The sequence below is a fragment of the Alicycliphilus sp. T452 genome (assembly GCF_054512775.1).
In genome coordinates, this window is sequence record NZ_JBTNEH010000002.1 from 124,636 (window position 1) to 151,052 (window position 26,417).

The following is a 26,417-nucleotide window of genomic DNA, read 5'->3' on the forward strand; positions in this document are numbered from 1 at the left end:
GCTTTTTCCAAGGGTTATCCCTCGATAAAGTGCACTCCATGGACGGCATTGCATTCATTTCCATCGGCAACCGCCCACCGTCCCAGGAAGACAGGCAGCAGCCTGAGCACCGGGAAAGGACAACCCTGCAAAGAAAGGAATACACCATGAACAAGACCCTGATCGCCGCTGCGCTGGCCCTGGGCGCCATCGCCACCGCGCATGCCGACGCCCCCATCCAGTACGGCGAGGGCAGCTACCCCGGCAACGCCATGCAGTCGCAACCGAGCACGCTCACCCGCGAGGCCGTGATCGCCGACCTGGTGGCCGCACGCGCCAACGGCACCATGCCCCGCTCCGGCGAGTGGGACGACATGGCCGCCGGCACGGCGAGCGCGCGGACGCGCGCCGAGGTGCGCAAGGAGGCGATCGAGGCCGCGCAGGCCAGCGTCCACTCCCACGCGAGCAACTTCAACTGATCCGCCCCCACGGGCGCGCCAGGCCGCTCGCCCCTTGCAGGGGGCGAGCGGCCTTTTCATGGCGGCCGTGTTATGGGGTCAAGCCTCGTCGAGCCAGGCGCAGATGCCCTGCCACTGCTCCAGGTCGCGCGCCACGCGCGAGGCGGTCACGTCGAACACCGACTGGCCCTGCGCCGCCAGCTGGATGTAGTTCTGCGTGTTGCGCAGGTAGCCGAGCACGGGCAGGCCCAGGCCATCCACGAAGTTGCGCAGCTTCTGGGCGACGATGGTGCGCGGGTCCACGCGCATGCCGACGATGGCCACCCGCTCCAGGCCGCCCTTGCGCTGCGCGGCCAGCTCATCCAGGTACTGGCCCGTGGCGAAGATGTCGAACAGGCTGGGCTGCAGCGGCACGATGATGCGGTCGGCCAGATTCAGCGCGTCCTTCAGGCGCCAGCCGCCCAGGCCCGCGGGGGTGTCGAGCACGGCGTGCGTGGCCTGTTTCGGCGGGGCGCTGATCCAGTCGGCGTCCACCTCCCAGACGCCTATGGGCCGCGCCGCCTGGGGGCGCTGCTGCAGCCACAGGCGCGCGGAGTGCTGGCGGTCCGCGTCGCCCAGCACGACCTGGTGGCCGCGGCTGGCGAAGTAGCCCGCGATGTTGGTGGCCAGCGTGGACTTGCCCACGCCACCCTTGGGACTGGCAACAGCGATGACCGGCATGCGACCCTCTCTGGTAATTTAATAAAAACAGGCTCCAGCGCCCATCCATCAAGCGCTGGCAGCTATCAACTTGATTGCATCATGCGTGCTGCGTGCCACGCTTAACGAAGAACAGTCCCGTGCCCACCAGCATCAGCAGGCCGCCGAACACGCGGTTCTGCGCGCGCATGGCGCCGGCGTTCTGCATCACGCGGCGCAGCGCGCTGGCGCTGGCGGCGTAGCCGTTCATGACGATCAGGTCCACCGAGACCAGGGTCGCGGCCATGATCAGCAGTTGGCTCCACAGCGGGCGCGCATCGCTCATGAACTGCGGCAGCACGGCCACCATGAACAGGATGCCCTTGGGGTTGGTGGCATTGGTCAGCGCCCCGGCCAGCACGCGCCGGCGCCAGCTCGCGGGCGCGGCCACGAGGTCGCCGCCCAGCGTGCCGGCGGAGCCCGCGCGCCACTGGCACCAGCCCAGGTAGATGAGGTAGCACGCGCCCAGCACCTTGACGATGCCGAAGGCGAGCTCGGACGCGATGAGCAGCGAGCCCACGCCCGCGCCCGCCACGACGAGGATGAACAGCAGGCCCAGCTCCAGCCCCAGGATGGTGGCGCCCGTCTTGCGCACGCCGTAGGACAGGCCGTGGCTCATGGACAGCACGGCGCCCGAGCCCGGCGAGATGGCGATCACCCACGATGCCGCAAAAAAAGCCATCCAGGTATGCCAGTCCATGTCGCGCCGCGTGAGAAGAAAGGAAACGGCCGATTCTATCGGCGGCATTGGACACGGGGTGTCACAATTTCGGACCGCTTCCCGCCCCGCACCCCTCCCCACCATGGCCCACGCCCCCGTCTGGCTCACCTACGGATTCACTTATCTTGCCGCGGCCGTGATCGCCGTGCCCATCGCCCGCGCGCTGGGCCTGGGCGCCATCATCGGCTACCTGGCCGCGGGCATCGCCATCGGGCCCTGGGGTCTCTCGCTCGTCAGCAACGTGCAGGACATCCTGCACTTCGCCGAGTTCGGCGTGGTGCTGATGCTGTTCCTCGTGGGGCTGGAGCTGCAGCCGGCCCGCCTGTGGAGCATGCGCCGCCCCATCTTCGGGCTGGGCACGGCGCAGGTGCTGGGCTGCGCCGCGCTGCTGTGGGCCGCGGCCTGGGCCTTCGGCCTGCCCTGGCGCGTGGGGCTGGTGGGGGCGCTGGGGCTGGCGCTGTCGTCCACGGCGATCGCGCTGCAGGTCATCAACGAGCGCAACCTCATGCGCACCGACAGCGGGCAGAAGGCGTTCTCCATCCTGCTGTTCCAGGACGTGGCGGCCATCCCCATCCTGGCGCTGCTGCCGCTCTTGGGCGTGGCGGCGCGCGCGGCCGATGCGGCCCATCCGCACGGGCCGCAGGATCTGCTGGCCGAGGCCCTCAAGATCGTGGCCGTGGTGGGCGCCATCGTGCTCGGCGGGCGCTGGGTACTGCGGCCGCTGCTGCGCTGGATCGCCAGGAGCAAGACGCCCGAGATCTTCACCGCCACGTCGCTGTTCCTGGTGGTGGGCATCGCCATGCTGATGCTGTCGGTGGGCCTGTCCATGGCGCTGGGCGCCTTCCTGGCCGGCGTGCTGCTGGCCGACAGCGAATACCGGCGCGAGCTGGAGACCGACATCGAGCCCTTCAAGGGCCTGCTGCTGGGCCTGTTCTTCATCGCCGTGGGCATGAGCATCGACTTCGGCGTGATCCTGCGCCAGCCCCTCGCCATGCTCGGCCTGCTGCTGGGCTTTCTGGCCATCAAGACCGCGGTGATCTGGCTGCTGGCGCGCGTGACCGCCATGCCCTACCAGGAGCGGCCCGTGTTCACGCTGCTGCTGGCGCAGGGCGGCGAATTCGCCTTCGTGGTGTTCCAGGCCGGCGCCACGTTCGGCGCCATTGCCGCCGAGACGGCCTCGCTGCTGATCGGCGCGGTGGCGCTGTCCATGCTCATCAGCCCGCTGCTGCTGGTGCTGCTCGACCGCGTGCTGCTCAAGCGCTTCGCCACGCTCAGGAGCGCGCCGCAGGTGCCGGAGATCTCCGAGCCGCAGAGCGCGCCGGTGATCATCGCCGGCTTCGGGCGCTACGGGCAGATCGTGGCGCGCCTGATGCTCGCCCAGGGCGTTCCCGCCACGGTGCTGGACCACAGCGTGGAGATGCTGGAGGTGGCCCACACCTTCGGCTACCGCGTGTTCTACGGCGACGCCACGCGCGTGAACCTGCTGCGCATGGCCGGCGCCGAGCAGGCCCGCATCCTGGTGGTGGCGGTGGACGCGCCCGACCAGTCGCTGAAGATCGTGCAGCTGGCGAAGAAGCATTTCCCGCACCTGCAGGTGGTGGCCCGCGCGCGCGACGTGACGCACTGGCACAGCCTGCGCGACCTGGGCGTGGAGCATGTGGAGCGCGAGCTGTTCGAGTCCAGCCTGCGCACGGCGCGCACGGTGCTGGAGCTCACGGGCCTGCCGCCCCAGGAGGCCGACCGGCTGGCCGAGCGCTTCCGCACCCACAACATCGCGCTGTCCGAGCGCATGTACGAGCACCACAACGACCGCGAGGCCATGATCGCCGTGGCCAAGCAGGGGCGCCAGCAACTCGTGGAGCAGATGGCCAAGGAGCGGCAGGAGCGCATGGCCGCCGCCGAGGCCGGCAGCGGCCTGGTGCCGGACGCGCCGCAACCGGCCAAGGATTCATAAAAAAAGAGCCTGCAGCGCCCATTGGACGGGCGCCGCAAGCTCCTATATCAGCAGCAATCGATCAATCGACCGTTGCGCCCGACTCCTTCACCACCTTGCCCCACTTGGCGCTCTCGGCCTTGATGAAGGCGGCGAACTGCGCGGGCGTCTCGGCCACCACGTCGCCGCCCTGCTCGGCGATTTTCTTCTTCACGTCGGGCTGGTTCAGCACCTTGACCAGGGCGGCGTTGAGCTTGTCCAGCACGGGCTTGGGCGTGGCGGCCGGAGCGAACATGCCGAACCAGGACATGGCCTCGTAGCCGGGCACGCCGGCCTCGGCGATGGTGGGCACGTCGGGCAGTTCGGGCGAGCGCTTGGCCGTGGTCACGGCGATGGGGCGCAGCTTGCCCGAGCGCACGTGCTGGATGGCCGAGGGCATGTTGTCGAACATGATGGAGATCTGGCCGCCCAGCAGGTCGGTCATGGCCGGCGCGCTGCCCTTGTAGGGCACGTGCAGCAGGTCGGTGCCGGTCATGGTGCGGAACAGCTCGCCCGACACGTGGGGCGACGCGCCGCTGCCCGGCGAGCCGAAGGTCACCTTGCCGGGGTTGGCCTTGGCGTAAGCGATCAGCTCCTTGACGGTCTTGTACGGCTGGCTCGGGTGCGCCACCAGCAGGTTGGGCACCGTGGCCACGCGCGAGATCGGCGCGAAGTCCTTCACCGGGTCGAACGGCAGCTTCTTGTACAGGGCCTGGTTGATGGCGTGCGTGCCCACCGTGCCCATGAACAGCGTGTAGCCGTCGGCGGGCGCCTTGGCAGCCAGCGAGGCACCGATGTTGCCGCCCGCGCCGGCGCGGTTGTCCACCACGAAGGGCTGGCCCAGCTCGGTCTGCAGGCCCTGGCCCACGATGCGCGCCAGGATGTCCGTGGTGCCGCCGGCCGAGAACGGCACGATGATGGTCACGGGCTTGGCGGGGTAGTTCTGCGCGGCGGCGCCCAGGGGCAGCGCGCCGGCGGCGGCCACGGCCATGCCGGCCAGCAGGGTGCGGCGGGCCAGCTTGCGCGGCAGATGCGGCTTGGTGTTCATCAAATCTTCCTTTCCATCGATGCAATGGCGCCACTGCGGCGCCGTGAAAATCACACGCGCTCCAGCACCACGGCGATGCCCTGGCCCACGCCGATGCACATGGTGCACAGCGCGTAGCGCCCGCCCAGCTCGTGCAGCTGGCTCACGGCCGTGGTGGCCAGGCGCGCGCCCGATGCGCCCAGCGGGTGGCCCAGAGCGATGGCGCCGCCCCACTGGTTGACGCGCTTGTCGTCGTCGGCAATGCCAAGATCGCGCAGCACGGCCAGGCCCTGGGCGGCAAAGGCCTCGTTGAGCTCGATCACGTCCATCTGGTCGAGCGTGAGGCCGGTGAGCTGCAGCACCTTGCGCACCGCAGGCGCCGGGCCGAAGCCCATGATGCGCGGGGCCACGCCCGCCACGGCCATGCCCACCACGCGGGCGCGGGGCACCAGGCCGTATTGCCTGGCGGCCTCTTCATTGGCCAGCAGCAGCGCGCAGGCGCCGTCGTTCACGCCGCTGGCGTTGCCCGCGGTGACAGTGCCATCAGGGCGCACCACGCCCTTGAGCTTGGCCAGCGCCTCCAGCGTGGTGGCGCGCGGGTGCTCGTCCTGGCCCACGATGACCGGCTCGCCCTTCTTCTGGGGGATGTGGACGGGCACGATCTCCTTGGCCAGATGGCCGGCGGCAATCGCGGCGGCGGCCTTCTGCTGGCTGGCCAGGGCCATGCGGTCCTGCGCTTCGCGCTCGATCTGGAAGTCGTCGGCCACGTTCTCGGCGGTCTCGGGCATGGAGTCCACGCCGTAGTGCTGCTTCATCAGCCTGTTGACGAAGCGCCAGCCGATGGTGGTGTCGTACACCGCGTTGCTGCGGCTGAAGGCGGATTCCGCCTTGGGCATGACGAAGGGGGCGCGGCTCATGCTCTCCACGCCGCCGGCGATCATCAGGCGGGCCTCGCCGGCCCGGATGGCGCGCGCGGCCGTGCCCACGGCGTCCAGGCCCGAGCCGCACAGGCGGTTGATGGTGGCGCCGGGCACGGCGATGGGCAGCCCCGCCAGCAGGGCCGCCATGCGCGCCACGTTGCGGTTGTCCTCGCCGGCCTGGTTGGCGCAGCCGTAGAGCACGTCGTCCACGGCCTTCCAGTCCACGCCGGGGTTGCGCTCCATCAGCGCCTTGATGGGCACGGCGCCCAGGTCGTCGGTGCGCACGCCGCTCAAGGCACCGCCGTAGCGGCCGAAGGGGGTGCGGATGGCGTCGCAGATAAAGGCTTGGGTCATGGTGTCTCCAGGGGTGATGCTTCAAAAAAGTGAGCTTCCAGCGCTTGCTGGACGGCCGCTACGGCCCGTTTTTGCATTTATTGCCGAATGGGCAGGCCGACGATGCGTTCGAGCTCCGCATGCGTGAGGCCCGGCACGGTGTCGATGAGCACCAGGCCCTCGGGCGTGCACTGCAGCGTGCACAGGTCGGTGTAGATGCGCTTGACGCAGGCCAGGCCCGTGAGGGGGTAGCTGCATTCCTTGACCACCTTGCATTCGCCGGTCTTGGTCAGCAGGTCCATCATCACCCAGGTCTGCTTGGCTCCCACGGCCAGGTCCATGGCGCCGCCCACGGCGGGAATGGCGCCGCTCTCGCCGGTGCTCCAGTTGGCCAGGTCACCCGTGCTGCTCACCTGGAAGGCACCGAGCACGCAGATGTCCAGGTGGCCGCCGCGCATCATGGCGAAGCTGTCGGCATGGTGGAAGAAGCTGCCGCCGGGCAGCAGGGTCACGGGCTGCTTGCCGGCGTTGGTCAGGTCGTAGTCCTCCTGGCCCGGGGCGGGCGCCGGGCCCATGCCCAGGATGCCGTTCTCCGAGTGCAGCACCACCTCGCGGCCAGCCGGCAGGTGGTTCGCCACCAGGGTGGGCTGGCCTATGCCCAGGTTCACGTAGGCGCCGTCGAAAATGTCCTGCGCCACGCGCGCGGCGAGTTCCGTTTTGCTTCGTTTTTGATAGTTGCTCACGCTTGTATCTCCTGCGCTTTATTGCCTGATGCCGCCGGCGCGGGTGGCGACGCGCGGCACCTGCACCACCTGGCTCACGAAGATGCCGGGGGTGACGACGGCCTCGGGGTCCAGCTCGCCCAGCTCCACCAGCTCGTGCACGGTGGCCACGGTGTGCTTGGCGGCCATGGCGCACACGGGGCCGAAGTTGCGCGCCGACATGCGGTAGGTCAGGTTGCCCCAGCGGTCGCCCTTCTCGGCCTTGACCAGCGCCACGTCCCCGTGGATGGGGTACTCCAGCACGTAGTGCCGGCCGTTGATCTCGCGCGTTTCCTTGCCCTTGGCGAGCTCGGTGCCGTAGGCCGTGGGGCAGAAGAAGGCGCCTATGCCGGCGCCGGCGGCGCGCATGCGCTCGGCCAGGTTGCCCTGGGGCACGAGCTCGAGCTCGATCTTGCCGCTGCGGTACAGCTCGTCGAACACCCAGCTGTCGGCCTGGCGCGGGAAGCTGCAGATGATCTTGCGCACCTGGCCGCTCTTGAGCAGCGCGGCCAGGCCGGTGTCGCCATTGCCGGCATTGTTGTTCACCACCGTGAGCTCGCGCGCGCCATGGGCGATCAGGCCGTCGATCAACTCGGACGGGTTGCCCGAGGTGCCGAAGCCGCCGATCAGCACCGTGGCGCCGTCCTGCACGCCCGCGAGCGCCTGGGCGACCGAATCCGCAATCTTGTTGATCATGTGTTCCCGTGTCTCGTGAAGAAAAGAAAAACCGGCCCGAGGGGTGCCGGATTATTGTTCGTATACCGAACAAATGTTCGTATAATGAATTTTAGGACGAATCGCCATGAATGACACCCCCCTTTGCGTAAGTAATACCCACAAGCCGGGGGACAGCTACGTGCAGTCATTCGCGCGCGGCCTGGAGGTGATCCGCTCCTTCAGCGCCAGCGCGCCGCAGCAGACGCTGAGCGAGGTGGCCGCGCGCACCGGCCTGACGCGCGCCGGCGCGCGGCGCATCCTGCTCACGCTGCAGACCCTGGGCTACCTGGAGAGCGACGGCCGGCTGTTCCGCCTCACGCCGCGCATCCTGGACCTGGGCTTCGCCTACCTGAGCTCCATGCCGATCTGGGACCTGGCCGAGCCCATGATGGAGGCGCTCACCGACCGCGTGCGCGAGTCCTGCTCGGCCGCCGTGCTCGACGGGCTGGACATCGTCTACGTGCTGCGCGTGCACACGCACAAGATCATGAGCACCAACCTGGCCGTGGGCTCGCGCCTGCCGGCGTTCTGGACCTCGCTGGGCCGCGTGCTGCTGGCCGCCCTGCCCGAGCAGGAGCTGCGCGCGCGCCTGGCCGCGCTGCCGCGCACCGCCTTCACGCGCCACACGGCGCTGGACGACGAGACGCTGCTCGCGCGCATCGCCCAGGCGCGCCAGCAGGGCTGGTGCCTGGTGGACCAGGAACTGGAAGAAGGCCTGATCTCGGTCGCCACACCGCTCACGAACCGCGCCGGCGACGTGGTGGCTGCGCTGAACATCAGCGGCCATGCCAACCGCACCAGCACCGAGATGCTGCGCGGGCAATTGCTGCCCGAGCTGCTGCAGACGGCGCAGACCATCTCGCGCATGCTGCATACCCGCTAAGCTCGCGCCATGTTCCATCCAACCCAAGCCGACGTGCGGCGCTTCTTCTGCGCCGCGCACGCCAAGCAACAGGCCGGCCAGCCCATGGAGGCCATAGAGACGCTGGCCGGCCTGTGGATCGCCGAGCACCCCGAGTACCACGCCGACCTGGCCGACGTGGACGCCGCCCTCGCACGCAACTACGACGAGACGCCCACGCGCACCAACCCGTTCCTGCACCTGTCCATGCACCTGTCGATCAGCGAGCAGTGCAGCATCGACCAGCCACGCGGCATACGCCAGGCCGTGGAGCTGCTGGCCGCGCGCCTGGGCTCGCTGCACGACGCCCACCACGCGGCCATGGAATGCCTGGGCCGGATGCTGTGGGAGGCGCAGCGCTCAGGCCGCCCGCCCGACGGCGATGCCTACATCGCCTGCGTGCAGCGCCGCGCCACGCGCGACTAGGTGCTGCGGCGGGCACACCAGCACGTCGCAACCGACCCCGCCCAGCAGGCGTCGCATCCTGCGGCCCTGCCACCAGCTGCGCACAAGCCCATGGGGCAGGCCTTCCAGCACGAGCAGGTCGGCGCCGGTGCGCTGCTGCTGCACCACCAGCTGCTGCACCGCATCCTGCGTGCCGGTGGTCATGGCGACGCGGTTGCGCCGGGCGTGGAAGGCGTCCGACAGGCGCACGCGCCGCTGGCGTGCCTGGCGCCGCACGTCCTGGCGATAGGCCTGCGCCACCGTCGGCTCGCGCCGGTCCGCGCCATGGAAGAGCTCCATCGTGGCCGAGGCCTGCAGCCCGCCCGCGTAGCGCACCACGGCCCGCGAGGCCGGCGAGAAATCCACGTCCACCAGCACATGGCCATACGCGCCGCGGGGCGCCTCCCGCACCACGAGCACCGGGCAGGGGCTGCGGCGCAGCAGCCGCATCAGCAGGCTGCCGCGCCACAGCGACTGCCAGCCCCGGCGCATGCGCGCGTCGAGCACCAGCAGGTCGGCCTGCGCCGCGGCGCGCAGCACGCCATCGGCCGCGCCGCCCGGCTCCAGCGGCAGCGCCTGCACCGGCAGGCCGTGGCGGCGCGACAGATGGCGCGCACGCTGCACGAGCCGCGCCTGCGGATCGTCGAACCGGGCCACCGGACCATCGGCGGCGAACAGGATGCGCAGCTGCGCGCCGTGGGCGCCGGCCAGCAGCGCAGCGCGCTCCAGCGCATGTTCGGCAGCCGGGGAGAAATCGGTGAGGGCGACGATGGTGTGCAGACGCATGTGCAGGACTCCTGGTGTTTTCTGGCGGCGAGGGTCGGCAAGGGCGGGCGCCGACGGCGGCAGCGTCGTCGGGCCGTGGACACATGCGGCGGACATGCGCGCGCCCATGCCCGGTGGCACGGGGCCGCAGTACGGCCGGTGAAGACGCTAGGGGAGGAAGTGCGAGGCGCGCGGACGGTAAACGCCGGGCCTGGCAGGCCTGGCGATCAGGCCGAGAATGCGGGCTGCCAGACGCCCTGCTTGCGCAGCGCACGCGCCTGCGCGGCCATGGCACTGGCCAGCCGGGCGGTACGGATGCAGGGGATGGAAGCAGGGAAGCGCATGGTCGTCACTGTAACAAATAACCCTATTGCCGACAATGATTCCCCTCGGATCGATGCCGGCTTTCGCGATTGGAAAAAGAAAACCCGCAGCACCTGCGGGTTCGCCGCGCGACCGGACGAAGGTCAGCGGAAGCGCGACTCGGGCACCACCTGCAGATCGCCCTGGAGCGAGCTCACGTAGCCCGCCAGCGCCTTGAGCTCGGCGTTGGTGAACTGCTTGGCGATGCCGCCCATGATGGCGTTGGAGCGGCCCACGTACGCGCCCTGGTCGTTCTTGTACTGCTTGAGGGCCACGAACAGGTAGTCCGCATACTGGCCCGCGATCTTGGGGTAGGACGGGTCTATGGGCTTGGCGAAGTTCTCGCCGTGGCAGGACACGCAGGCGCCCTTCTGCAGCAGCTGCGCCACCTGGGCATCGGGCTCGCGCGCGGGCTTGGCCGGCAGCTCGCCCTGCTTGCCATGCTCCGAGTAGTAGGCGGCCACGTCGGCGATGTCCTGCTCGGTCAGCGTGTCGGCAATGCCGCGCATGGTGGGGTGCTTGCGCTCGCCCTTCTTGTAGGCTTCGAGCGCCGAAGCGATGTACCTGGCGCCCTGCCCCGAGATCATGGGCACCTTGTGCACCTGCGGAAAGCTCGACTGGTAGCCCGGAATGCCATGGCAGCCAATGCACATGGCGATCTTGCCCGCCCCGGCCTTGGCGTCTCCCTTGATCTCCTCGGCGTGGAGCAACCCAGTCGCACAGGCGACGGACAGGCCGAATAGCGTGGTCAGTGTCTTTTTCATTTTGCGCGCACAATCAAACGATTGGTTGTCTCCATCTTCTGTATCGCAGACGATTATAGGCAGCGCCTGTCAAGCCTTTTCATCAACGATTTCCCTATTTCAAGCCAAGGCCCATGAAATTCCAAGGTTCACAGAATTACGTTGCCACGCAAGACCTGATGCTGGCCGTCAACGCCGCCATCAAACTGCAGCGCCCGCTGCTCGTCAAGGGCGAGCCCGGCACGGGCAAGACCATGCTGGCCGAGGAGGTCGCGCAGGCGCTCGACATGCCGCTGCTGCAGTGGCACATCAAGTCCACCACCAAGGCGCAGCAGGGCCTGTACGAATACGACGCGGTGAGCCGCCTGCGCGATTCGCAGCTGGGGGACGAGCGCGTCAAGGACATCCACAACTACATCGTCAAGGGCGTGCTGTGGCAGGCCTTCACGGCCGACAAGCCCGTGGCGCTCCTGATCGACGAGATCGACAAGGCCGACATCGAATTCCCCAACGACCTGCTGCGCGAGCTCGACCGCATGGAGTTCTACTGCTACGAGACGCGCGAGATGGTCGCTGCCCGCCACCGCCCGCTGGTCTTCATCACCTCGAACAACGAGAAGGAGCTGCCCGACGCCTTCCTGCGCCGCTGCTTCTTCCACTACATCAAGTTCCCCGAGCCCGAGACGATGAAGAAGATCGTCGACGTGCACTTCCCCACGCTCAAGAGCGAGCTGCTCACCGTGGCGATGAAGACCTTCTACGACGTGCGCGGCCTGCCGGGCCTGAAGAAGAAGCCCTCGACCAGCGAGCTCATCGACTGGCTCAAGCTGCTCGTGGCCGAGGAGATCCCGCTCGAAGCGCTGCAGAGCGCCGACAACAAGGTCTCTGTGCCGCCGCTCGTGGGCGCGCTGCTCAAGAACGAGCAGGACGTGAGCCTGTTCGAGAAGCTGGTATTCATGAACCAGCGCAACCGCTGAAGGCGCGCGCCATGGCTTTCGTGGAACCCATCATCCTGCGCGAGCGTGGCGTACGCCTGGAGCCAATGGCGCCCGGACACGAGGCGGGCATCGCCGCCGCCGCGGCCGACGGCGAGCTGTGGAAGCTGCGCGTCACCTCCGTTCCCGAGCCGCAGGACACGCGCGCCTACATCGAGACCGCGCTGAAGATGCGAGAGGAAGGCAGCCGCTTCGCCTTCGCCGTGATCGACGAGGCCACGGGCCGCGTGCTCGGCAGCACCAGCTACCACGACATCCTGCCCGCCGTGCGGCGCGTGGAGATCGGCTGGACGTGGTACGCCAGGAGCGTGCAGCGCAGCCACGTGAACACCACGTGCAAGCTGCTCATGATGGGCCACGCGTTCGACACGCTGCAATGCCACGTGGTGGGCTGGCGCACCGACAACTACAACTTCGCCTCGCAAAAAGCCATCGAGCGCCTGGGCGCGAAGAAGGATGGCGTGATCCGCGGCCACGCGCTGCGCCGCGACGGCACCATCCGCGACACGGTGATGTACAGCATGCGCAGCGGCGAGTGGCCCGAGGCCAGGGCGCAGTTGCTCTACCTGCTGGGGCGCCACGAGAGCGCCTGACGAAAGCGCCGCAGGTCAGTCCACCACCAGGTTCAGCTCGCGCGTCAGGCGCCGGTAGCTCGGCCAGGTGCGCTGGATGAACTGGCGCAGCGGGTCGCCCGTGAGTATCGGGCCTTCCTCGTGCAGCGTTTCACGCACTGCCTTGATGCGCGCAGACTCGTTCACCGACGACGTGAACAGATCGGCCAGGCGCCGCACCACCTCGGGCGGCGTGCCGGCCGGGGCGAACAGCATGTTGCATTCGGCCAGGTCTTCATAGGCCGGCCCCTTGAAGCCGGCATCGACCCATCGCGGAATGCCCGGCAGCCGGCGCGACTTGTCGCCCACGGTGATCACCACCGGCCTGACTGCGCCCTTGTCCAGGCCCGCGCCCATGCCCGCCAGCGAGCCTGCGCCCATGTCGATGGTGCCGGCGTACAGGTCCATCAGCATGGCGCCGGTGCCCTTGTAGTTGACGACGTTGAACTGCCCGCCGGTGTCCTTGGCCAGCTGGGCCAGCATCAGCTGCCAGCCCGATCCGATGGAGTAGTTGCCGACATTGATCGGCTTTTTCCTGGAATAGGCGATCGCCTGCTCCAGCGTCTGCACGGGAAAGTCCTTGTTCACCACGGCCACGACCGGGCCGACGCCCATGGCCGCGATGGGCAGCAAGTCCTTGTCGGTGTCGATCGACAGCTTCTTCAGCAGGGCCGGCGCCTGCGCGGGCTGGCTGTGCAGCGACAGCAGCAGCGTATAGCCGTCAGGGGTCGACCGGGCAACGCTCTCGGCGGCGATCATGCCCAGGCCGCCCGGCTTGTTTTCCACCACCACGGGCACGCCCAGCTTCTGCGCGGCGTAGTCGGCGAACGCCCGCGCCGTGGAGTCGTTGGACGAGCCCGGCGCCTGCCCCGCAATGATGCGGATGGGCTTGGCGGGCCATGCCTCGCTGGCGCGCGCCGGCAAGGCATGGGCGGCCAGGGCAGCGGCGCCCAGGGCCAGCAGGTCGCGGCGGCCCATCGCCCGGCGGGATTGTTCGAGATCGAGGGACATGGAAAGCTCCTGAAAAAGCCGCATGGCTCGCGCCATCGGCCGTTGTCTCTGTTGTGTATGGCACCTCGTCCGCAGATGTGTGGCCGGGCCTGGAACAGGCCTCCGTCGAAGCCCAGGGCAGTATAGAAATCGGTTTTTCGCCCCCCTTGCGGGACAACCCCGACTTGTACGGCGGCGACCGGACAAGACCGGGTTACCCCGAGCCTCATGAAACGGCACAAGCCGCGAAGCTTGTCCGTACAAGCAGCGCCCCTCTTCCCGATGTCCGTACCTCATCCACCGTCCCATGCAGGCAAACGCGGCCACGTCCGCGCGCACATCCTGCGCGGCATCGAATGCGGCCTGTGGCCCGTCGGCGCCCTGCTGCCGGCCGAATCCTCCCTTTGCGCCGAACTGGGCGTGAGCAGGCACACGGTGCGCGCGGCGCTGGCGGACCTGCAGTCGATGGGGCTGGTCGCCAGCCATCAGGGCGTGGGCACGCGCGTGCTGCGGCGCAAGCCCGAGCTGACGCCGTCGCACTCGCTGCAGAACATCTCGGAACTGGCCCTGTACGCCCGCAACACCATGGTGCGCATCCTCGACGTCAAGGACGTCACGCTGGACGAGGCCACCGCCGAATGGATAGGCGCGGGCGCCGGCGAGACCTGGTGCATGGCCCGCACGCTGCGCACGGCCGCGGACCAGGAGGCGCCGATCGTCCTGTCCTCGGTCTGGGTGCCGCAGGCCAGCAAACCGGCCATCGAAGCCTCCGGCCGCTCCGGCCTGCCGGTGTTCATCGAGGTGCAGCGGCTGCACGGCCGCATGGTCAGCGAAGTGCGCCAGGTCATCGGCATCAGCATCGCCACGCGCGAGCAGGCCGCGCTGTTGCGCTGCAAGACGCGCGAGCCGCTGCTGCGCATCCAGCGCTGGTACTACGGCCACCAGCGCGCCCTGCTGGAGGTGACCGATTCGCTGCACCCGCAGGACCGCTTCCAGTACGCCGTCACGCTGCGCCACGTCGCGGGCGGCGGCATCACGCAATCCCCACCCCACCAGGAATGAAAGCCCCATGAAGCCCTTGGCAGGACAACGCGTCATCGACCTCACGCAGAACGTCGCCGGCCCCTATTGCACCCAGGTGCTGGCCGACCTCGGTGCGGACGTGATCAAGATCGAGCGCCCTGGCGCCGGCGACGACACGCGCCACTGGGCCCCGAACATCGGCGCGGCCATGTCGCCCACCTACGCCACCTTCAACCGCGGCAAGCGGAGCCTGGCGATCGACCTGGACCACCCGGACGGGCAGGCCCTGCTGGCCAGCCTGCTGCGGCCCGACGACGTCTTCGTGCATTCGCTCAAGCCCGGCAGCGCCGAGCAGCGCGGGCTGGGCTACGATGCCCTGGCCGAGGGCCGCCCCGGGCTGATCTACTGCGCCATCAGCGCCTACGGCACGAGCGGGCCGCGCGCGGCCTTTCCCGGCTACGACCCGCTGATCCAGGCCTACTCGGGCATCATGTCCGTCAACGGCCACGAGGGGCTGCCACCCGCCCGCGTGGGCGTGTCCATGGTCGATATGGGCACGGCGCTGTGGTCGGCGCTGGGCATCGCCGCGGCCATCTCGCAGCGCAAGGACAGCGGCCGCGGCTGCCGCATCGACACCTCGCTGCTGGAAACCGGCCTGGCCTGGATGACCAACCCCATCGCCAACCACAGCGCCAGCGGCAGGCTGCCGCGCCGCATGGGCTCGGCCACCGCCATGCTCATGCCCTACGAGGTGTTCCAGTGCGCGGACGGCCAGGTGTTCATCGGCTGCGGCAACGACCGGCTGTTCCGCAAGCTGCTGCAAGGGCTGGAACGCAGCGACCTGGCCGGGGACGCGCGCTTCGCCACCAATGCCGAGCGCGTGAAGCACCGGGACCTGGTGCACGACACGCTGGAGGCCGCCACGGGCAGGCTGCCAGTCGCCCAGATCATCGAGCGGCTGGAGGCGCAGGGCGTGCCGGTCAGCCCCGTGCACGACCTTTCGCAGGTGATGCAGGACACGCAGATCCAGGCCGTGGACATGGCGCGCCCGCTGGCCTGGGACGGTGGTCCGGCCCAGCCCCTGAACGCCATCGGCACACCCATCCGCTTCGATGGCACGCGTGAGTTCGCCGGCCACCTGAGCGCGCGCGTCGGCGCCGATTCGCACGCCCTGCTGCGCGCCGCCGGCATGAGCGAGGCGCGCATCGCGCAACTGGTGCACAGCGGCGCCGTACAGATTTGATTGACAAGGAGACATGATGGATTTCGCGTATTCGAGCACCCAGCAGGAGATCCGCGCCGCAGTGGGCGAGCTGGCCCGGCGCTTCGGCGATGCGTACTGGCGCGACTGCGACGCGCGCGAGGCCTACCCCGACGCGTTCGTGGCGGCCATGACCGAGGCCGGCTGGCTCGCGGCCCTGATCCCCGAGCAGTACGGCGGCTCCGGCCTCGGCCTGCTGGACGCCTGCGTGATCCTGGAGGAGATCAACCGCCAGGGCGGTAACGCGGCCACCTGCCACGCCCAGATGTACACCATGGCCAGCGTGCTGCAGCACGGCAGCGAGGCGCAGAAGCAGGCCATCCTGCCGCGCATCGCCACGGGCGACCTGCGCCTGCAGGCCTTCGGCGTGACCGAGCCGGACGCGGGCTCCAACACGCTGCGCATCAAGACCTTCGCGAAGAAGGTGAATGGCGGCTACGTCATCAACGGCCAGAAGATCTGGACCTCGCGCTTCCGCCAGTCGGACATGTACCTGCTGCTGGCCCGCACCACGCCCTACGAGGACGTGGCGCGCAAGACCGACGGCCTGAGCCTGTTCCTGGTGGACATCGCCCAGGCGGGCAAGGCGCTGCAGCCACGCACCATCGACACCATGCTCAACCACCACACCAACGAGGTGTTCATCGACAACCTGGAGGTGGCCGACGCCTGGCGCGTGGGCGAGGAAGGCCAGGGCTTCCGCTACCTGCTGTCCTCGCTGAACGCGGAGCGCCTGCTCGTCTCCAGCGAATGCGTGGGCGACGGCAAGTGGTTCGTCGAGCGAGCGCGCACCTACGCCACCAACCGCGTGGTGTTCGACAAGCCCATCGGCGCCAACCAGGGCGTGGCCTTCCCCGTAGCGCGGGCGCACATGAGCCTGAGCGCGGCCGAACTCATGCGCAACCAGGCCGCCACGCTGTTCGACCAGGGCCTGCCCTGCGGCGGCGAGGCCAACATGGCCAAGTACCTGTGCTCCGAAGCCTCGTGGGAAGCCGCCGAGGCCGCCATGACCACCTACGGCGGCTACGGCGTGGCCACCGAGTACGACATCGAGCGCAAGTGGAAGGAAACGCGCCTGTTCCGCACCGCGCCGATTTCCAACAACCTGGTGCTGGCCTACGTCGCCCAGCACCTGCTGGACATGCCGCGTTCTTATTGAGGAATCCCGCCATGGAAACCCTGCTGTTCGAGAAGGACGCCAGCCCCGGCGTCGCGGTGCTGACGCTCAACCGCCCCGAGGTGCTCAATGCCTTCAACACCGCCATGTGGCGCGAGCTGTGGACGCTGTTGCGCGAGCTGGCCTACGACACCACGCTGTCGTGCCTGGTCATCCAGGGCGCCGGACCGCGCGCGTTTTCCGCCGGGGGCGATCTGAAGGAGCGCAACGGCATGAGCGACGCGGACTGGGCCGCGCAGCACCAGCTCATCGAGGACGTGCTGCTGCTCATCCGCGACTTCCCGCGCCCCGTGATCGCGGCCCTGCACGGCATCGCGCACGGCGGCGGCATCGAGCTGGCGCTGATGTGCGACTTCATCATCGGCGACGACACCTGCGACATCGCGCTGCCCGAGGTCAAGCGCGGCTTCCTGCCCGGCGGCGGCGGGCTGCAGAACCTCACCCGCGCCATCGGCGTGCGCAAGACCAAGCAGATGCTCTTCACCGGCGCGCGCGTGCAGGCGCGGCAGGCGCACGAATGGGGCATCCTGAACGAATACGTGGCCGCGGGCACGCACCTGGCCCGCGCGCTGGAGCTCGCGCGCGAGATCGCCCGCGCCGCCCCCATGGCCATCCGCACCGCCAAGGTCGCGCTGCAGCAGGGGGCGGACTGCGACTTCCGCAGCGGCTACGCCCTCGACCTGGCGTTCCACAACCTGCTGGTGCGCTCGGAAGACCGGATCGAAGGCATACGCGCATTCAACGAAAAAAGGGAGCCGAAATGGACTCAAAGGTGAACACCGGTTTCTGGAGCCTGGCCGAGATGGTCTACGCGCGGCGTGCCCCGGCCATCGAGGCAGCCGCGATGGAACATGCCCGCCGCGCCTGGCTCGACACCCTGGCCTGCATGGTGGGCGGCGCCGGCGAACCCGCCGCCCGCGCCGCCGCGCAGGCCGCCGACACGGCCGGCGCGGAGCACCGGGCGCTCGTGCTCGGCGCCGCCTCGCATGCGCTGGACTACGACGACGTCTGCATGCTCGCCACCTGCCACCCCAGCGCGCCCGTGGTGTCGGCGCTGCTCGCGGGGATCGACCGCGCGGAGGGCGAGGTCACGCTGGCCGACCTGCTCGCGGCCCACCTCGTGGGCACGGAGACCATGCTGCGCCTGGGCGCCTGGCTGGGCTTCGGCCACTATGCGCTGGGCTTTCACGCCACCGGCACGCTGGGCGTGGTGGGCGCGGTCGCCGCCTATGCCCACCTGCTGCGCCTGCCCGTGGCGCAGTGGCGCACGGCGCTGTCGATCGCGGCCAGCTCGGCCTGCGGCCTGCGCGCCAACTTCGGCACCGACACCAAGCCGCTGCACGTGGGCTTCGCGGCCAGCGCCGCCATCCGCGCCGTGGGCCTGGCACGCGCGGGCGCCACCGCGAGCGACGATGCCCTCGCCGGCTTCGCACACGCATTTGCCGGCGGGGCCAGGCTCGATCCGCCACGCTGGGACGCCCTGACGCCCTGGGCCATGCTGGCGCCGGGCTTCGAGGTCAAGCGCTACCCCAGCTGCTACCTGACGCACCGCATGATCGCGGGCATCCAGCGCCTGCGCGAGCGCCACCCGCCGCAGGCGGGCGACGCGCCCGTGGCCATCGACCTGCTGCTGCCCCATGGCAGCGTGGCGCCGCTCAAGTACCCACAGCCGCGAACCGGCCTGCAGGCCAAGTTCAGCGCCCCCTATTGCGCCGCCGCGGCATGGGTGGACGGCCACATCGGCCTGGCCAGCTTCAGCGATGCCGCCGCCAACCGCGGCGCGCTGCTGCCCCAAATGCGCCAGGTCCGTGTTGCGGAGCGGCCCGGCCCGCACGAGCCGCTGGAGACGGCGCCGGTACGGGTAACGATCACCGGCCCGGGCTGGAGCGACGCCATCCTGGTGGACTGGGCGCCCGGCTCCCTGCAGGACCCGGTCACCGACGAAGACCTGCAGGCCAAATGGGCCGACTGCGCCGCCAACGGCCAGGTCGCGGCGCCCGCGGCCATTGCCACCGGCTGGCTCGCCGCGGGCATGGACCAGCCCATGGGCTCCCTGCTGCATTCCCTGCGCGGGGCAATTCTGGCGCGCAGCGGCAAGGCCGGGGGGTAGCCGGCGGCGTCCTGCGCATGACAAGCGCCGCTTGCCGGTCGGTCCCATAATGGGAAGATCAAGGTTGTCTTCCCATGCTGATCGACTTTTTTTACACCATGCGCGCCGGCAAGCTGCCGGTGTCGGTCAAGGAATTCCTCGCGTTGCTCGAAGCGCTGCAGGCCGGCGTGGTCGGCCCGCGCTCTGACGACGCCTGGAGCCTGGACGACTTCTACTACCTCGCGCGCACCGCGCTCGTGAAGGACGAGAAGCATTTCGACAAGTTCGACCGCGCGTTCGCCGCCTACTTCAAGGGCGTGGAGATGCTGGCCGATTTCACCAAGGAGATCCCCGCCGACTGGCTGCGCAAGATGCTCGAACGCGAGCTCAGCCCCGAGGAGAAGGCCGCCATCGAGAAGATGGGCTGGGACGAGCTCATGGAGACACTGAAGAAGCGCCTGGAGGAGCAGAAGGAGCGCCACCAGGGCGGCAGCAAGTGGATCGGCACGGGCGGCACCAGCCCCTTCGGCCATGGCGGCTACAACCCGCAGGGCATCCGCATCGGCGGCGCGGGCAAGAACCGCAGCGCCGTGAAGGTCTGGGAGCAGCGCGCCTACCGCGACTACGACGACACGCAGGAACTCGGCACGCGCAACATCAAGGTGGCGCTGCGGCGCCTGCGCAAGTTCGCGCGCGAGGGGCACGAGCTGGAGCTCGACCTGCCCGACACCATCCGCGCCACGGCCGCCAACGCGGGCTACCTGGACATCAAGATGGTGCCCGAGCGCCACAACAACGTGAAGGTGCTGCTGCTCATGGACGTGGGCGGCACGATGGACGAGCACATCCAGCGCGTGGAGGAGCTTTTCAGCGCCGTGAAGAGCGAGTTCAAGCACCTGGAGTTCTACTACTTCCACAACTGCGTCTACGACTTCATGTGGAAGAACAACCGGCGCCGCTTCGCGGAGAAGTTCCCGACCTGGGACATCATCCGCAAGTACAACAAGGACTACAAGCTGATCTTCGTGGGCGACGCGACCATGAGCCCCTACGAGATCCTGCAGCCCGGCGGCAGCGTGGAATACAACAACGAGGAGCCCGGCGCCGAGTGGCTGCAGCGCCTCACGCACGCGTTTCCGAAGTTCGCCTGGATCAACCCCGAGCCGCAGGGCGTGTGGCAGTACCGCCAGAGCATCGCCATCGTCCAGCAGCTCATGGGCAACCGCATGTACCCTTTGTCACTCAAGGGCCTGGAAGAGACGATGCGGCTTTTGTCAAAATAGCCGCATGTTCCACAAGCCTCCAGCGCCGGCCGGATGGCCGGCGTTGCTGTTTCTGTCCATCGTCGTCGTGCTGGTCCAGGGTTGCAGCGTGCTGCGCGGCACGCCGGACGGGCACGACGCAAGCACCACCCAGACACAGCCCGCCGACACCGGCAGCCCCGACGCTTTCGCGCTCGACGTCCAGGCGGACGACGACGCCGTGCGCGAGTACCTGTCCCAGCACATGGAGCTGCAGCGCTTTCGCCAGCTGCCCGATCTGCAGGCCCAGGAGCTCACGCGCCTGCTGGGCGCGGCCGACGCCAACGTGCGCGGCCTGATGGCCACGCTGGGCTACTTCAGCCCCGACATCACCATCACGCTGAACGACACCCCCGCGCCGGACAAGGACGCGCCGGCGCGCACCGTGCAGGTGCGCGTGCTGCCGGGCCCGCGCACGCACATCGCCAGCGTGGACGTCGCCGTGTCCAGCGACGGCGGCGCCGACGCGCCGGACCTGGCCCGCCGCCAGGCCCAGCTGCGGCGCGGCTGGGGCCTGCCGCCGGACGCTCCCTTCACCCAGCAGGACTGGGACGCGGCCAAGGCCCAGGGCCTGCGCCAGCTGCAGGAGCGCAAATACCCCACGGCGCGCATCGCCGAGAGCCGCGCCGACGTGGACGCCGACCAGGCCCGGGCGCGCCTGTCGGTGCATTACGACAGCGGCCCCGCCTACCGCTTCGGCCCGCTGCAGATCAAGGGCGGCGAGCGCTACGACGCCGAAGGCATGCGCCGCATCGCGCGCCTGCCCACGGGCGAGGACTATAGCGAGACCCAGCTGCTCGACGCCCAGCAGCGCCTGGCCGGCAGCGGCTACTACGACGCGGTGTTCCTCACGCTCGACACCGGGCACGGCGACCCGCAGGCCACGCCCGTGGTCGCGCAGGTGCGCGACGCGCCGCTGCAAAAGCTCGTCTTCGGCGTCGGCATCTCCACCGACAGCGGGCCGCGCCTGTCCATGGACCACATCCACAACCGCCTGCCGGGCCTGGGCTGGCGCGCCGTCACCAAGGTGGCGCTGGACCGCGAGCGCAGGCTGCTGTCCACCGACTGGACCGCCCTGCCCGCCGCCGACGGCTGGCGCTGGTTCACCGGAGTGCAGCTGCAGCGCGAGGCCACGGGCAGCTTCGACGTGGACAGCTCCCGCCTGCGCGCCGGGCGCACGCAGAGCGGCAACCACATCGACCGCAGCTACTTCCTGCAGCACGACACGGCCAAGAGCCATGGCGTGGGCGCGCCCGCATCGAGCAGCGCCATCAGCGCCAACTACAGCTGGACGGGGCGCTACTTCAACAACAACACCTCGCCCACGCGCGGCTGGGGCCTGGCGGGCGAGTTCGGCGCGGGCACCACGCTGCGGCCCGCGCGCGACCCGTTCCTGCGCGCGCTACTGCGCTGGCAGTCCTTCATCGACCTGGGGCGCGTGGAGATGGGCAACAACCTGCGCCGCAGCAGCCGCCTGTCGCTGCGGCTGGAGGGCGGCGCTGTGCTGGCGCGCGAGGGCGCCGACATCCCCGTGACCCAGCTGTTCCTGACCGGCGGCGACACCACGGTGCGCGGCTACGGCTACCGCAGCATAGGCGCGCGCATCAACAACGGCGAACTCTTCGGCGGCCGCTACATGACCGTGGGCAGCATGGAGTGGCAGCGCCCCATCACCGTGCGCGGCAACCGCACCGACTTCGAAAGCGCCCTGTTCATCGACGCCGGTGCCGTGGCCGACAAGCCCGGCGACCTGAGCGCGCGCGTGGGCGCGGGCGCGGGCCTGCGCTGGCGCAGCCCCGTGGGCCCGCTGCAGGCCGACCTGGGCTATGGGCTGCAATCGCGCCAGCTGCGGCTGCACCTGCGGCTGGGCTACACGTTCTGACATCAAAAAAGTGAGCTTTCAGCGCTTGTTCATCCTGATATTCAGATTGATTTGATACTAAAAACCAATAGATACCTGCGCAAGCAGCTATCGTTTTCATAGAACATGACATCGCCCTACAACCCCCAGCCCTACGCCGCGGCCGCCGCGCAGCCGCCCCGGCCGCCGCGCCGCAGCCGCGGACGCCGGGCCCTGGGCTACCTGGCCGCGCTGCTGGCCGTGCTGCTCGCGCTGCTGGGCGCGCTGTGGTGGTGGGCCGGCACCGGCACGTCCCTGGCCTCCACGCTGGCGCGCGTGGCGCAGTACCTGCCCGAAGGCCAGAGCCTGCAGGCGGGCGAGGTCAGCGGCTCGCTGCGCGCGGGCGGGCGCATCGGCTGGCTGCGCTGGAGCAGCCCCACGCTGGCCGTGGAGGTGCGCGACGCGCGCATCGCCTGGCAGCTGGCGCCGCTGCTGCGTCGCCAGCTGCGGCTGGGCACCGTGGAAGCCGCGCAGGTCACCCTCACGCCGCAGGGCGAGCCCAGCCGCGACGAGCCGCCCGCCGAGCCCCTGCAGCAGCTCGTGCTGCCGCTGCACGTGGAGCTGCCCTTCCGCGTGCAGCGCATCACCTGGGCCAGCGCCAGCCCCATCACCATCGACGGCCTGGCCGGCTCGTACCGCTACGACGGCGCACAGCACCGCCTGGCCATCAACCAGGTCACGCTGGCCCAGGGCCGCTACGCCCTGCTGGCCACGCTGCAGGCGCACGCGCCCATGGCGCTCACCGCCACCCTCAACGGCAGCGTGCACACCAGCGTGCCCGGCAGCACGCACGCGCTGCAGGCGCTGGCCCAGGCCAGCGTGCAGGGCCAGCTGGCCACGGCCGACGCGCGACTGAACCTGACGGCGCAGCTGCGCGGCACCGAGGACGGCGCGGCCAACCACCCCCCGCTGCACGCCGACCTGCAGGCCCGCATCGCCCCCTGGGCCGGCCAGCCCCTGCTACAGGCCACGGCCGAGCTGCAGGCGCTGGACCTCGCGGCCCTGTGGCCGCAGGCGCCCGCCACGCGGCTCAGCGGCAGCGCCCGCCTGGAGCCCGCCGCCGACGGCGCCGACGGCTGGCGCATGCAGGCCACGCTGCGCAACACCGAGCCCGGCCCCTGGGACCGCCAGCGCCTGCCCCTGTCCACGCTGCAGGCCAGCGCCGCCTACGACGGGCAGCAGTGGACCGTGCCCGAGGCCCTGCTGCACGTGGGCCGCGGCAGCGTGGCCCTGCAAGGCCGCTTCACGCCCGCCACGCGCGCGCTGCAGGGCAGCGCGCAGGTGCGCGCGCTCGACCCCGCGGCCCTGCACACGCAGCTGGACGCCGCCCCCCTGAGCGGCACGGCCAGCGCCGACACGCGCGAGGACGGCGCCGTGCGCTTCGCCGTCCAGCTGCGCGCTGCCGGCCGCGGCCCGGCCGGGGCGTCCGCCCCCCTGCGCGTGCAGGAACTGGCCGCGCAAGGCCTGTGGCAGGGCGACCACATCGCCATCGACCGCCTGCTGCTCGATGCGCTGCAGGCCCAGGTCCGCGCGCAGGCGCTGCGCATCGACACGGCCAATCTCTCGGCGCAAGGCCGGCTGCAGGCCACGCTGCCCGGCGCCACGGCGCAGTTCGACGGGCAGGTGGCGACGCAGGGCGGCCAGGGCACGCTGGCGCTGCGGCTGGCCGATGCGCGGCGCACCCAGCGCTGGCTGGACGGCCTGCCGGGCCTGTCCGGCGCGCTGGCCGGCTGGAGCCTGGACGGCAGCGCCGAGCTGAACGCCCAGTGGCGCGGCGGCTGGCAGACGCTGCAGCGCCAGCTGCAGGCCGCGGGCATTCCCGCCGGCGCGCCGGTGGCGGCGCCCGCGCAGGGCGGCGGCTTCACGCTGCAGGCGCGGCTCGATGCCCCGCGCCTGCAGATCGCGCGCGCGGCGCAGTCGGGCGGCAACCCGGCCCCGTTCACGCTGGAACTGCTGCGCGGCACGGCGGCGCTGGACGGCACGCTGGCGCAGGCCCGATTGCAATGGGACGGCGAGCTGCGCCAGCCCGCCGCGCCGGGCCAGCCCGGCTGGCGCGCCCAGTTGCGCCTGCGCGCCGACGGGGGCAGCCGCGGCGCGGGCCGCTGGCAGGCCCGGCTGGGCGAGCTGCGCGTCCAGGCATCGGCCGACGGCCAGCCCGGCCCGTGGACGCTGAGCATGGCCGAGCCGCTGGCGCTGGACCTGCGCCAGTCGCCGCGCCTGGCCGTGGACGCATCGGCCGGCCAGGTGCGCATCACCGGCCCGCAGCCCGGCGAGGCCCTGCTGCGCTGGCAGCCCCTGCGCTACGCGCAAGGCGCGCAGGGCGCGCAGGGCGCGGCGCAGCTGCGCAGCCAGGGCGAGCTGCTGGGCCTGCCGCTGGCCTGGGCCAACGCCTGGCGCACGGACGGCCAGGGCCTGCTCACGCGCCTGGGGCTGGCCGGCAACCTGGTGCTGGAGGGCCGCTGGGACATAGACGCCGGCGAGCGCCTGCGCGCCAGCGCCAGCCTGCGGCGCAGCAGCGGCGACCTGAGCATCCTCACGGGCGAAGTGGCGCCCGGCACCGCCGTGCACAGCAGCGGCCAGGGCAAGGGTGCGCAGGCGCCCCAGGCCGTGGCCGGGGCGGGCACGCCCGCCGGCCTGCGCCAGGCCGAACTCACGATAGGCGCCGAAGGCGAGGGCCTGCGCGCACAACTGCAATGGGACAGCGAGCGCGCCGGCCGCGTGCAGGTGGACGCCAGCACCCGCCTGGCCCGCGCGGACGGCGGCTGGGCCTGGCCCGAGGACGCCCCGCTGGCCGCCACGGTGCGCGCCGAGCTGCCCGATGTGGGCGCATGGTCCGCCCTGGCGCCGCCGGGCTGGCGCGTGAACGGCACGCTGAGCGCCGACGCGCGCCTCTCCGGCACGCGCGCCGCGCCGCAGTGGCGCGGACAGCTCGCGGCCGACCGGTTCGGCGTGCGCTCGCTGCTCGACGGCGTTCAACTCACCGACGGCCGCCTGCGCGCCACGCTGCAGGGCGACCGGCTGGAGATCACCGAACTGCTGGTGCACGGCGGCCAGGGCAGCCGTGCCCGCATTGCCGGCTACAGCGGCAACCGCACACCCGCGCCGCAGGACGGCGGCACGCTCAGCGGCAGCGGCAGCCTGTCCTGGGGCGCGGCGGGCGGTACCGGCGCATCGGGCATCGCCATGGACCTGCGCGCCCGCGCACAGGCCCTGCAGCTGCTGGTGCGCGCCGACCGGCAGCTCAGCGTCTCGGGCGACCTGCAGGCGCGGCTGCAGGGCGGGCAGTTCCAACTGCGCGGCAAGCTCACCACCGACCGCGCCACCATCATCCTGCCCGAGGCCGGCGCGCCCACGCTCGGCAGCGACGTGGTCGTGCACTCGGCCGCCCTCGACCGCGCGGCCGCCGCGCAGGCCGAGCAGGCGGCCCAGGCATCGGGCCGCGTACAGGCCGCCAAGCCGCCGGACATCGCCGTCGCACTCAACCTGGGCGAAGACTTCGCGCTGCAGGGCCACGGCATCACCACGCGCCTGACCGGCGAACTGGAGATCCGCAGCAGCGCCGCGACCGGCGGCCAGCCGCGCGTGACCGGCGAAGTGCACACCGTGCAGGGCCGCTACCGCGCCTGGGGCCAGGCGCTGGACGTGGAAACGGGCCTGCTGCGCTTCTCCGGCCCCTACGACAACCCGTCGCTGGACATCCTGGCCCTGCGCCCCAACATCAGCGTGCGCGCCGGCGTGCAGGTCACGGGCACGGCGCACGCGCCGCGCGTGCGCCTGTACGCCGACCCCGACCTGCCCGACGCCGAAAAGCTCTCCTGGGTGGTGCTGGGCCGCAGCGCCAGCGCCGGCGGCGCCGAAGCGGCGCTCCTGCAGCAGGCCGCCCTGGCGCTGCTGGGCCGCGGCTCGGGCGGCGGCACCGACGGCATCGCCAAGCGCCTGGGCCTGGACGAGATCGGCTTCAAGGGCCCCCAGGCCGGAGACGACGCCAGCGAAGCCGCCCTCACCCTCGGCAAGCGCCTGTCCGAAGACCTGTACGTGACCTACGAACGCAGCCTCTCGGGCGTGCTGGGCACGCTCTACATCTTCTACGACCTGTCCAAGCACCTCACGCTGCGCGGTCAGACGGGCATCCAGAGCGCGGTGGACCTGATCTATACGGTGCGCTACGACTGAATACAGGCGAAATCCGCTTGCAAGGCCCATCTAGCAAGCGCCAGAAGCTATCAGG

The 26,417-nt window shown here is 70.5% G+C and carries 23 protein-coding genes; 14 read left to right on the top strand and 9 right to left on the bottom strand.

Annotation, left to right across the window (positions count from 1 at the left end; genetic code table 11):
• Positions 1–146 precede the first annotated feature (146 nt).
• Positions 147–458, top strand: a complete 312-nt coding sequence (locus ACX12L_RS02190) for a DUF4148 domain-containing protein (RefSeq protein WP_459261107.1) — start codon at positions 147–149, stop codon at positions 456–458.
• Between the two features lie 78 nt (positions 459–536).
• Here the strand turns inward: ACX12L_RS02190 and ACX12L_RS02195 are convergent, their stop codons facing one another.
• Together ACX12L_RS02195 and ACX12L_RS02200 are read right to left on the bottom strand one after the other, a co-directional pair.
• Positions 537–1,157, bottom strand: coding sequence for a nucleotide-binding protein (locus ACX12L_RS02195; protein WP_459261108.1), 621 nt, complete (start codon positions 1,155–1,157; stop codon positions 537–539).
• 79 nt (positions 1,158–1,236) lie between these two features.
• On the bottom strand, positions 1,237–1,875 hold the full coding sequence (locus tag ACX12L_RS02200) for a LysE family transporter (RefSeq protein WP_459261109.1): 639 nt from the start codon (positions 1,873–1,875) through the stop codon (positions 1,237–1,239).
• Positions 1,876–1,978: 103 nt separating this feature from the next.
• Between ACX12L_RS02200 and kefC the strand changes: the two genes are divergently transcribed.
• The gene (kefC, locus tag ACX12L_RS02205; RefSeq protein ID WP_459261110.1) at positions 1,979–3,850 is read left to right on the top strand and encodes a glutathione-regulated potassium-efflux system protein KefC; all 1,872 of its coding nucleotides are present in this window, start codon (positions 1,979–1,981) and stop codon (positions 3,848–3,850) included.
• 61 nt (positions 3,851–3,911) lie between these two features.
• Here kefC and ACX12L_RS02210 read toward each other — a convergent pair whose 3' ends face one another.
• From ACX12L_RS02210 to ACX12L_RS02225, 4 genes are all read right to left on the bottom strand, one after another.
• Entirely contained in the window at positions 3,912–4,916 is a 1,005-nt protein-coding gene (locus ACX12L_RS02210; protein ID WP_459261111.1) for a Bug family tripartite tricarboxylate transporter substrate binding protein, read from the bottom strand.
• A gap of 50 nt (positions 4,917–4,966) precedes the next feature.
• Positions 4,967–6,169, bottom strand: a complete 1,203-nt coding sequence (gene pcaF, locus ACX12L_RS02215) for a 3-oxoadipyl-CoA thiolase (protein WP_459261112.1) — start codon at positions 6,167–6,169, stop codon at positions 4,967–4,969.
• Positions 6,170–6,246: 77 nt separating this feature from the next.
• Positions 6,247–6,891 carry a 3-oxoacid CoA-transferase subunit B gene (locus ACX12L_RS02220; RefSeq protein WP_459261113.1) on the bottom strand — a complete coding sequence of 215 codons (645 nt, stop codon included), beginning with the start codon at positions 6,889–6,891 and terminating at the stop codon, positions 6,247–6,249.
• An 18-nt stretch (positions 6,892–6,909) separates the two neighbouring features.
• On the bottom strand, positions 6,910–7,605 hold the full coding sequence (locus tag ACX12L_RS02225; protein ID WP_459261114.1) for a 3-oxoacid CoA-transferase subunit A: 696 nt from the start codon (positions 7,603–7,605) through the stop codon (positions 6,910–6,912).
• 106 nt (positions 7,606–7,711) lie between these two features.
• Here ACX12L_RS02225 and ACX12L_RS02230 point away from each other — a divergent pair, with 106 nt between their 5' ends.
• Together ACX12L_RS02230 and ACX12L_RS02235 are read left to right on the top strand one after the other, a co-directional pair.
• The gene (locus ACX12L_RS02230; RefSeq protein ID WP_459261115.1) at positions 7,712–8,509 is read left to right on the top strand and encodes an IclR family transcriptional regulator domain-containing protein; all 798 of its coding nucleotides are present in this window, start codon (positions 7,712–7,714) and stop codon (positions 8,507–8,509) included.
• 9 nt (positions 8,510–8,518) lie between these two features.
• Positions 8,519–8,953: a DUF1841 family protein gene (locus ACX12L_RS02235; RefSeq protein ID WP_459261116.1), complete on the top strand. Its 435-nt coding sequence runs from the start codon at positions 8,519–8,521 to the stop codon at positions 8,951–8,953.
• Here the strand turns inward: ACX12L_RS02235 and ACX12L_RS02240 are convergent.
• Both ACX12L_RS02240 and ACX12L_RS02245 read right to left on the bottom strand, forming a co-directional pair.
• Positions 8,888–9,757 (bottom strand): universal stress protein, encoded by an 870-nt coding sequence (locus ACX12L_RS02240; RefSeq protein ID WP_459261117.1) that lies wholly within the window; start codon positions 9,755–9,757, stop codon positions 8,888–8,890. The genes ACX12L_RS02235 and ACX12L_RS02240 overlap by 66 nt on opposite strands.
• A 446-nt stretch (positions 9,758–10,203) precedes the next feature.
• Positions 10,204–10,863 (bottom strand): c-type cytochrome, encoded by a 660-nt coding sequence (locus ACX12L_RS02245; protein ID WP_459261118.1) that lies wholly within the window; start codon positions 10,861–10,863, stop codon positions 10,204–10,206.
• Between the two features lie 113 nt (positions 10,864–10,976).
• On the opposite strand from ACX12L_RS02245, the gene ACX12L_RS02250 reads away from it, so the two are divergent.
• The gene (locus ACX12L_RS02250) at positions 10,977–11,819 is read left to right on the top strand and encodes an AAA family ATPase (protein WP_459261119.1); all 843 of its coding nucleotides are present in this window, start codon (positions 10,977–10,979) and stop codon (positions 11,817–11,819) included.
• Between the two features lie 11 nt (positions 11,820–11,830).
• Positions 11,831–12,430, top strand: coding sequence for a GNAT family N-acetyltransferase (locus ACX12L_RS02255; protein ID WP_459261120.1), 600 nt, complete (start codon positions 11,831–11,833; stop codon positions 12,428–12,430).
• 15 nt (positions 12,431–12,445) lie between these two features.
• On the opposite strand, the gene ACX12L_RS02260 is transcribed toward ACX12L_RS02255, so the two are convergent.
• Positions 12,446–13,459, bottom strand: coding sequence for a Bug family tripartite tricarboxylate transporter substrate binding protein (locus ACX12L_RS02260; protein WP_459261121.1), 1,014 nt, complete (start codon positions 13,457–13,459; stop codon positions 12,446–12,448).
• Between the two features lie 261 nt (positions 13,460–13,720).
• Between ACX12L_RS02260 and ACX12L_RS02265 the strand changes: the two genes are divergently transcribed.
• From ACX12L_RS02265 to ACX12L_RS02300, 8 genes are all read left to right on the top strand, one after another.
• Positions 13,721–14,500 carry a GntR family transcriptional regulator gene (locus ACX12L_RS02265; RefSeq protein WP_459261122.1) on the top strand — a complete coding sequence of 260 codons (780 nt, stop codon included), beginning with the start codon at positions 13,721–13,723 and terminating at the stop codon, positions 14,498–14,500.
• 7 nt (positions 14,501–14,507) lie between these two features.
• On the top strand, positions 14,508–15,704 hold the full coding sequence (locus ACX12L_RS02270; protein WP_459261123.1) for a CaiB/BaiF CoA transferase family protein: 1,197 nt from the start codon (positions 14,508–14,510) through the stop codon (positions 15,702–15,704).
• A 16-nt stretch (positions 15,705–15,720) separates the two neighbouring features.
• Positions 15,721–16,881, top strand: a complete 1,161-nt coding sequence (locus ACX12L_RS02275; RefSeq protein WP_459261124.1) for an acyl-CoA dehydrogenase family protein — start codon at positions 15,721–15,723, stop codon at positions 16,879–16,881.
• An 11-nt stretch (positions 16,882–16,892) separates the two neighbouring features.
• Positions 16,893–17,675 carry an enoyl-CoA hydratase/isomerase family protein gene (locus tag ACX12L_RS02280; protein ID WP_459261125.1) on the top strand — a complete coding sequence of 261 codons (783 nt, stop codon included), beginning with the start codon at positions 16,893–16,895 and terminating at the stop codon, positions 17,673–17,675.
• Entirely contained in the window at positions 17,672–19,009 is a 1,338-nt protein-coding gene (locus tag ACX12L_RS02285; protein WP_459261126.1) for an MmgE/PrpD family protein, read from the top strand. Before ACX12L_RS02280 ends, ACX12L_RS02285 begins: the two co-directional genes overlap by 4 nt.
• A 74-nt stretch (positions 19,010–19,083) precedes the next feature.
• A complete protein-coding gene (locus ACX12L_RS02290) occupies positions 19,084–20,271 on the top strand; it encodes a vWA domain-containing protein (protein WP_459261127.1) in 1,188 nt (395 codons plus the stop codon).
• A gap of 4 nt (positions 20,272–20,275) precedes the next feature.
• Positions 20,276–22,171, top strand: a complete 1,896-nt coding sequence (locus ACX12L_RS02295) for an autotransporter assembly complex protein TamA (RefSeq protein ID WP_459261128.1) — start codon at positions 20,276–20,278, stop codon at positions 22,169–22,171.
• A 105-nt stretch (positions 22,172–22,276) separates the two neighbouring features.
• The gene (locus ACX12L_RS02300; RefSeq protein ID WP_459261129.1) at positions 22,277–26,362 is read left to right on the top strand and encodes a translocation/assembly module TamB domain-containing protein; all 4,086 of its coding nucleotides are present in this window, start codon (positions 22,277–22,279) and stop codon (positions 26,360–26,362) included.
• The last annotated feature ends 55 nt before the right edge of the window (positions 26,363–26,417 follow it).

What these genes read in the sequence shown, in the direction of transcription:
- ACX12L_RS02295 (WP_459261128.1), top strand. Translation starts at nt 20,276, where the DNA reads ATGTTCCACAAGCCTCCAGCGCCGGCCGGATGGCCGGCGTTGCTGTTT.
- ACX12L_RS02190 (WP_459261107.1), top strand. Translation starts at nt 147, where the DNA reads ATGAACAAGACCCTGATCGCCGCTGCGCTGGCCCTGGGCGCCATCGCC.
- kefC (WP_459261110.1), top strand. Translation starts at nt 1,979, where the DNA reads ATGGCCCACGCCCCCGTCTGGCTCACCTACGGATTCACTTATCTTGCC.
- ACX12L_RS02210 (WP_459261111.1), bottom strand. Translation starts at nt 4,916, where the DNA reads ATGAACACCAAGCCGCATCTGCCGCGCAAGCTGGCCCGCCGCACCCTG.
- ACX12L_RS02265 (WP_459261122.1), top strand. Translation starts at nt 13,721, where the DNA reads ATGTCCGTACCTCATCCACCGTCCCATGCAGGCAAACGCGGCCACGTC.
- ACX12L_RS02240 (WP_459261117.1), bottom strand. Translation starts at nt 9,757, where the DNA reads ATGCGTCTGCACACCATCGTCGCCCTCACCGATTTCTCCCCGGCTGCC.
- pcaF (WP_459261112.1), bottom strand. Translation starts at nt 6,169, where the DNA reads ATGACCCAAGCCTTTATCTGCGACGCCATCCGCACCCCCTTCGGCCGC.
- ACX12L_RS02200 (WP_459261109.1), bottom strand. Translation starts at nt 1,875, where the DNA reads ATGGACTGGCATACCTGGATGGCTTTTTTTGCGGCATCGTGGGTGATC.
- ACX12L_RS02250 (WP_459261119.1), top strand. Translation starts at nt 10,977, where the DNA reads ATGAAATTCCAAGGTTCACAGAATTACGTTGCCACGCAAGACCTGATG.
- ACX12L_RS02260 (WP_459261121.1), bottom strand. Translation starts at nt 13,459, where the DNA reads ATGTCCCTCGATCTCGAACAATCCCGCCGGGCGATGGGCCGCCGCGAC.
- ACX12L_RS02290 (WP_459261127.1), top strand. Translation starts at nt 19,084, where the DNA reads ATGCTGATCGACTTTTTTTACACCATGCGCGCCGGCAAGCTGCCGGTG.
- ACX12L_RS02270 (WP_459261123.1), top strand. Translation starts at nt 14,508, where the DNA reads ATGAAGCCCTTGGCAGGACAACGCGTCATCGACCTCACGCAGAACGTC.
- ACX12L_RS02300 (WP_459261129.1), top strand. Translation starts at nt 22,277, where the DNA reads ATGACATCGCCCTACAACCCCCAGCCCTACGCCGCGGCCGCCGCGCAG.
- ACX12L_RS02245 (WP_459261118.1), bottom strand. Translation starts at nt 10,863, where the DNA reads ATGAAAAAGACACTGACCACGCTATTCGGCCTGTCCGTCGCCTGTGCG.
- ACX12L_RS02230 (WP_459261115.1), top strand. Translation starts at nt 7,712, where the DNA reads ATGAATGACACCCCCCTTTGCGTAAGTAATACCCACAAGCCGGGGGAC.
- ACX12L_RS02280 (WP_459261125.1), top strand. Translation starts at nt 16,893, where the DNA reads ATGGAAACCCTGCTGTTCGAGAAGGACGCCAGCCCCGGCGTCGCGGTG.
- ACX12L_RS02235 (WP_459261116.1), top strand. Translation starts at nt 8,519, where the DNA reads ATGTTCCATCCAACCCAAGCCGACGTGCGGCGCTTCTTCTGCGCCGCG.
- ACX12L_RS02255 (WP_459261120.1), top strand. Translation starts at nt 11,831, where the DNA reads ATGGCTTTCGTGGAACCCATCATCCTGCGCGAGCGTGGCGTACGCCTG.
- ACX12L_RS02225 (WP_459261114.1), bottom strand. Translation starts at nt 7,605, where the DNA reads ATGATCAACAAGATTGCGGATTCGGTCGCCCAGGCGCTCGCGGGCGTG.
- ACX12L_RS02195 (WP_459261108.1), bottom strand. Translation starts at nt 1,157, where the DNA reads ATGCCGGTCATCGCTGTTGCCAGTCCCAAGGGTGGCGTGGGCAAGTCC.
- ACX12L_RS02275 (WP_459261124.1), top strand. Translation starts at nt 15,721, where the DNA reads ATGGATTTCGCGTATTCGAGCACCCAGCAGGAGATCCGCGCCGCAGTG.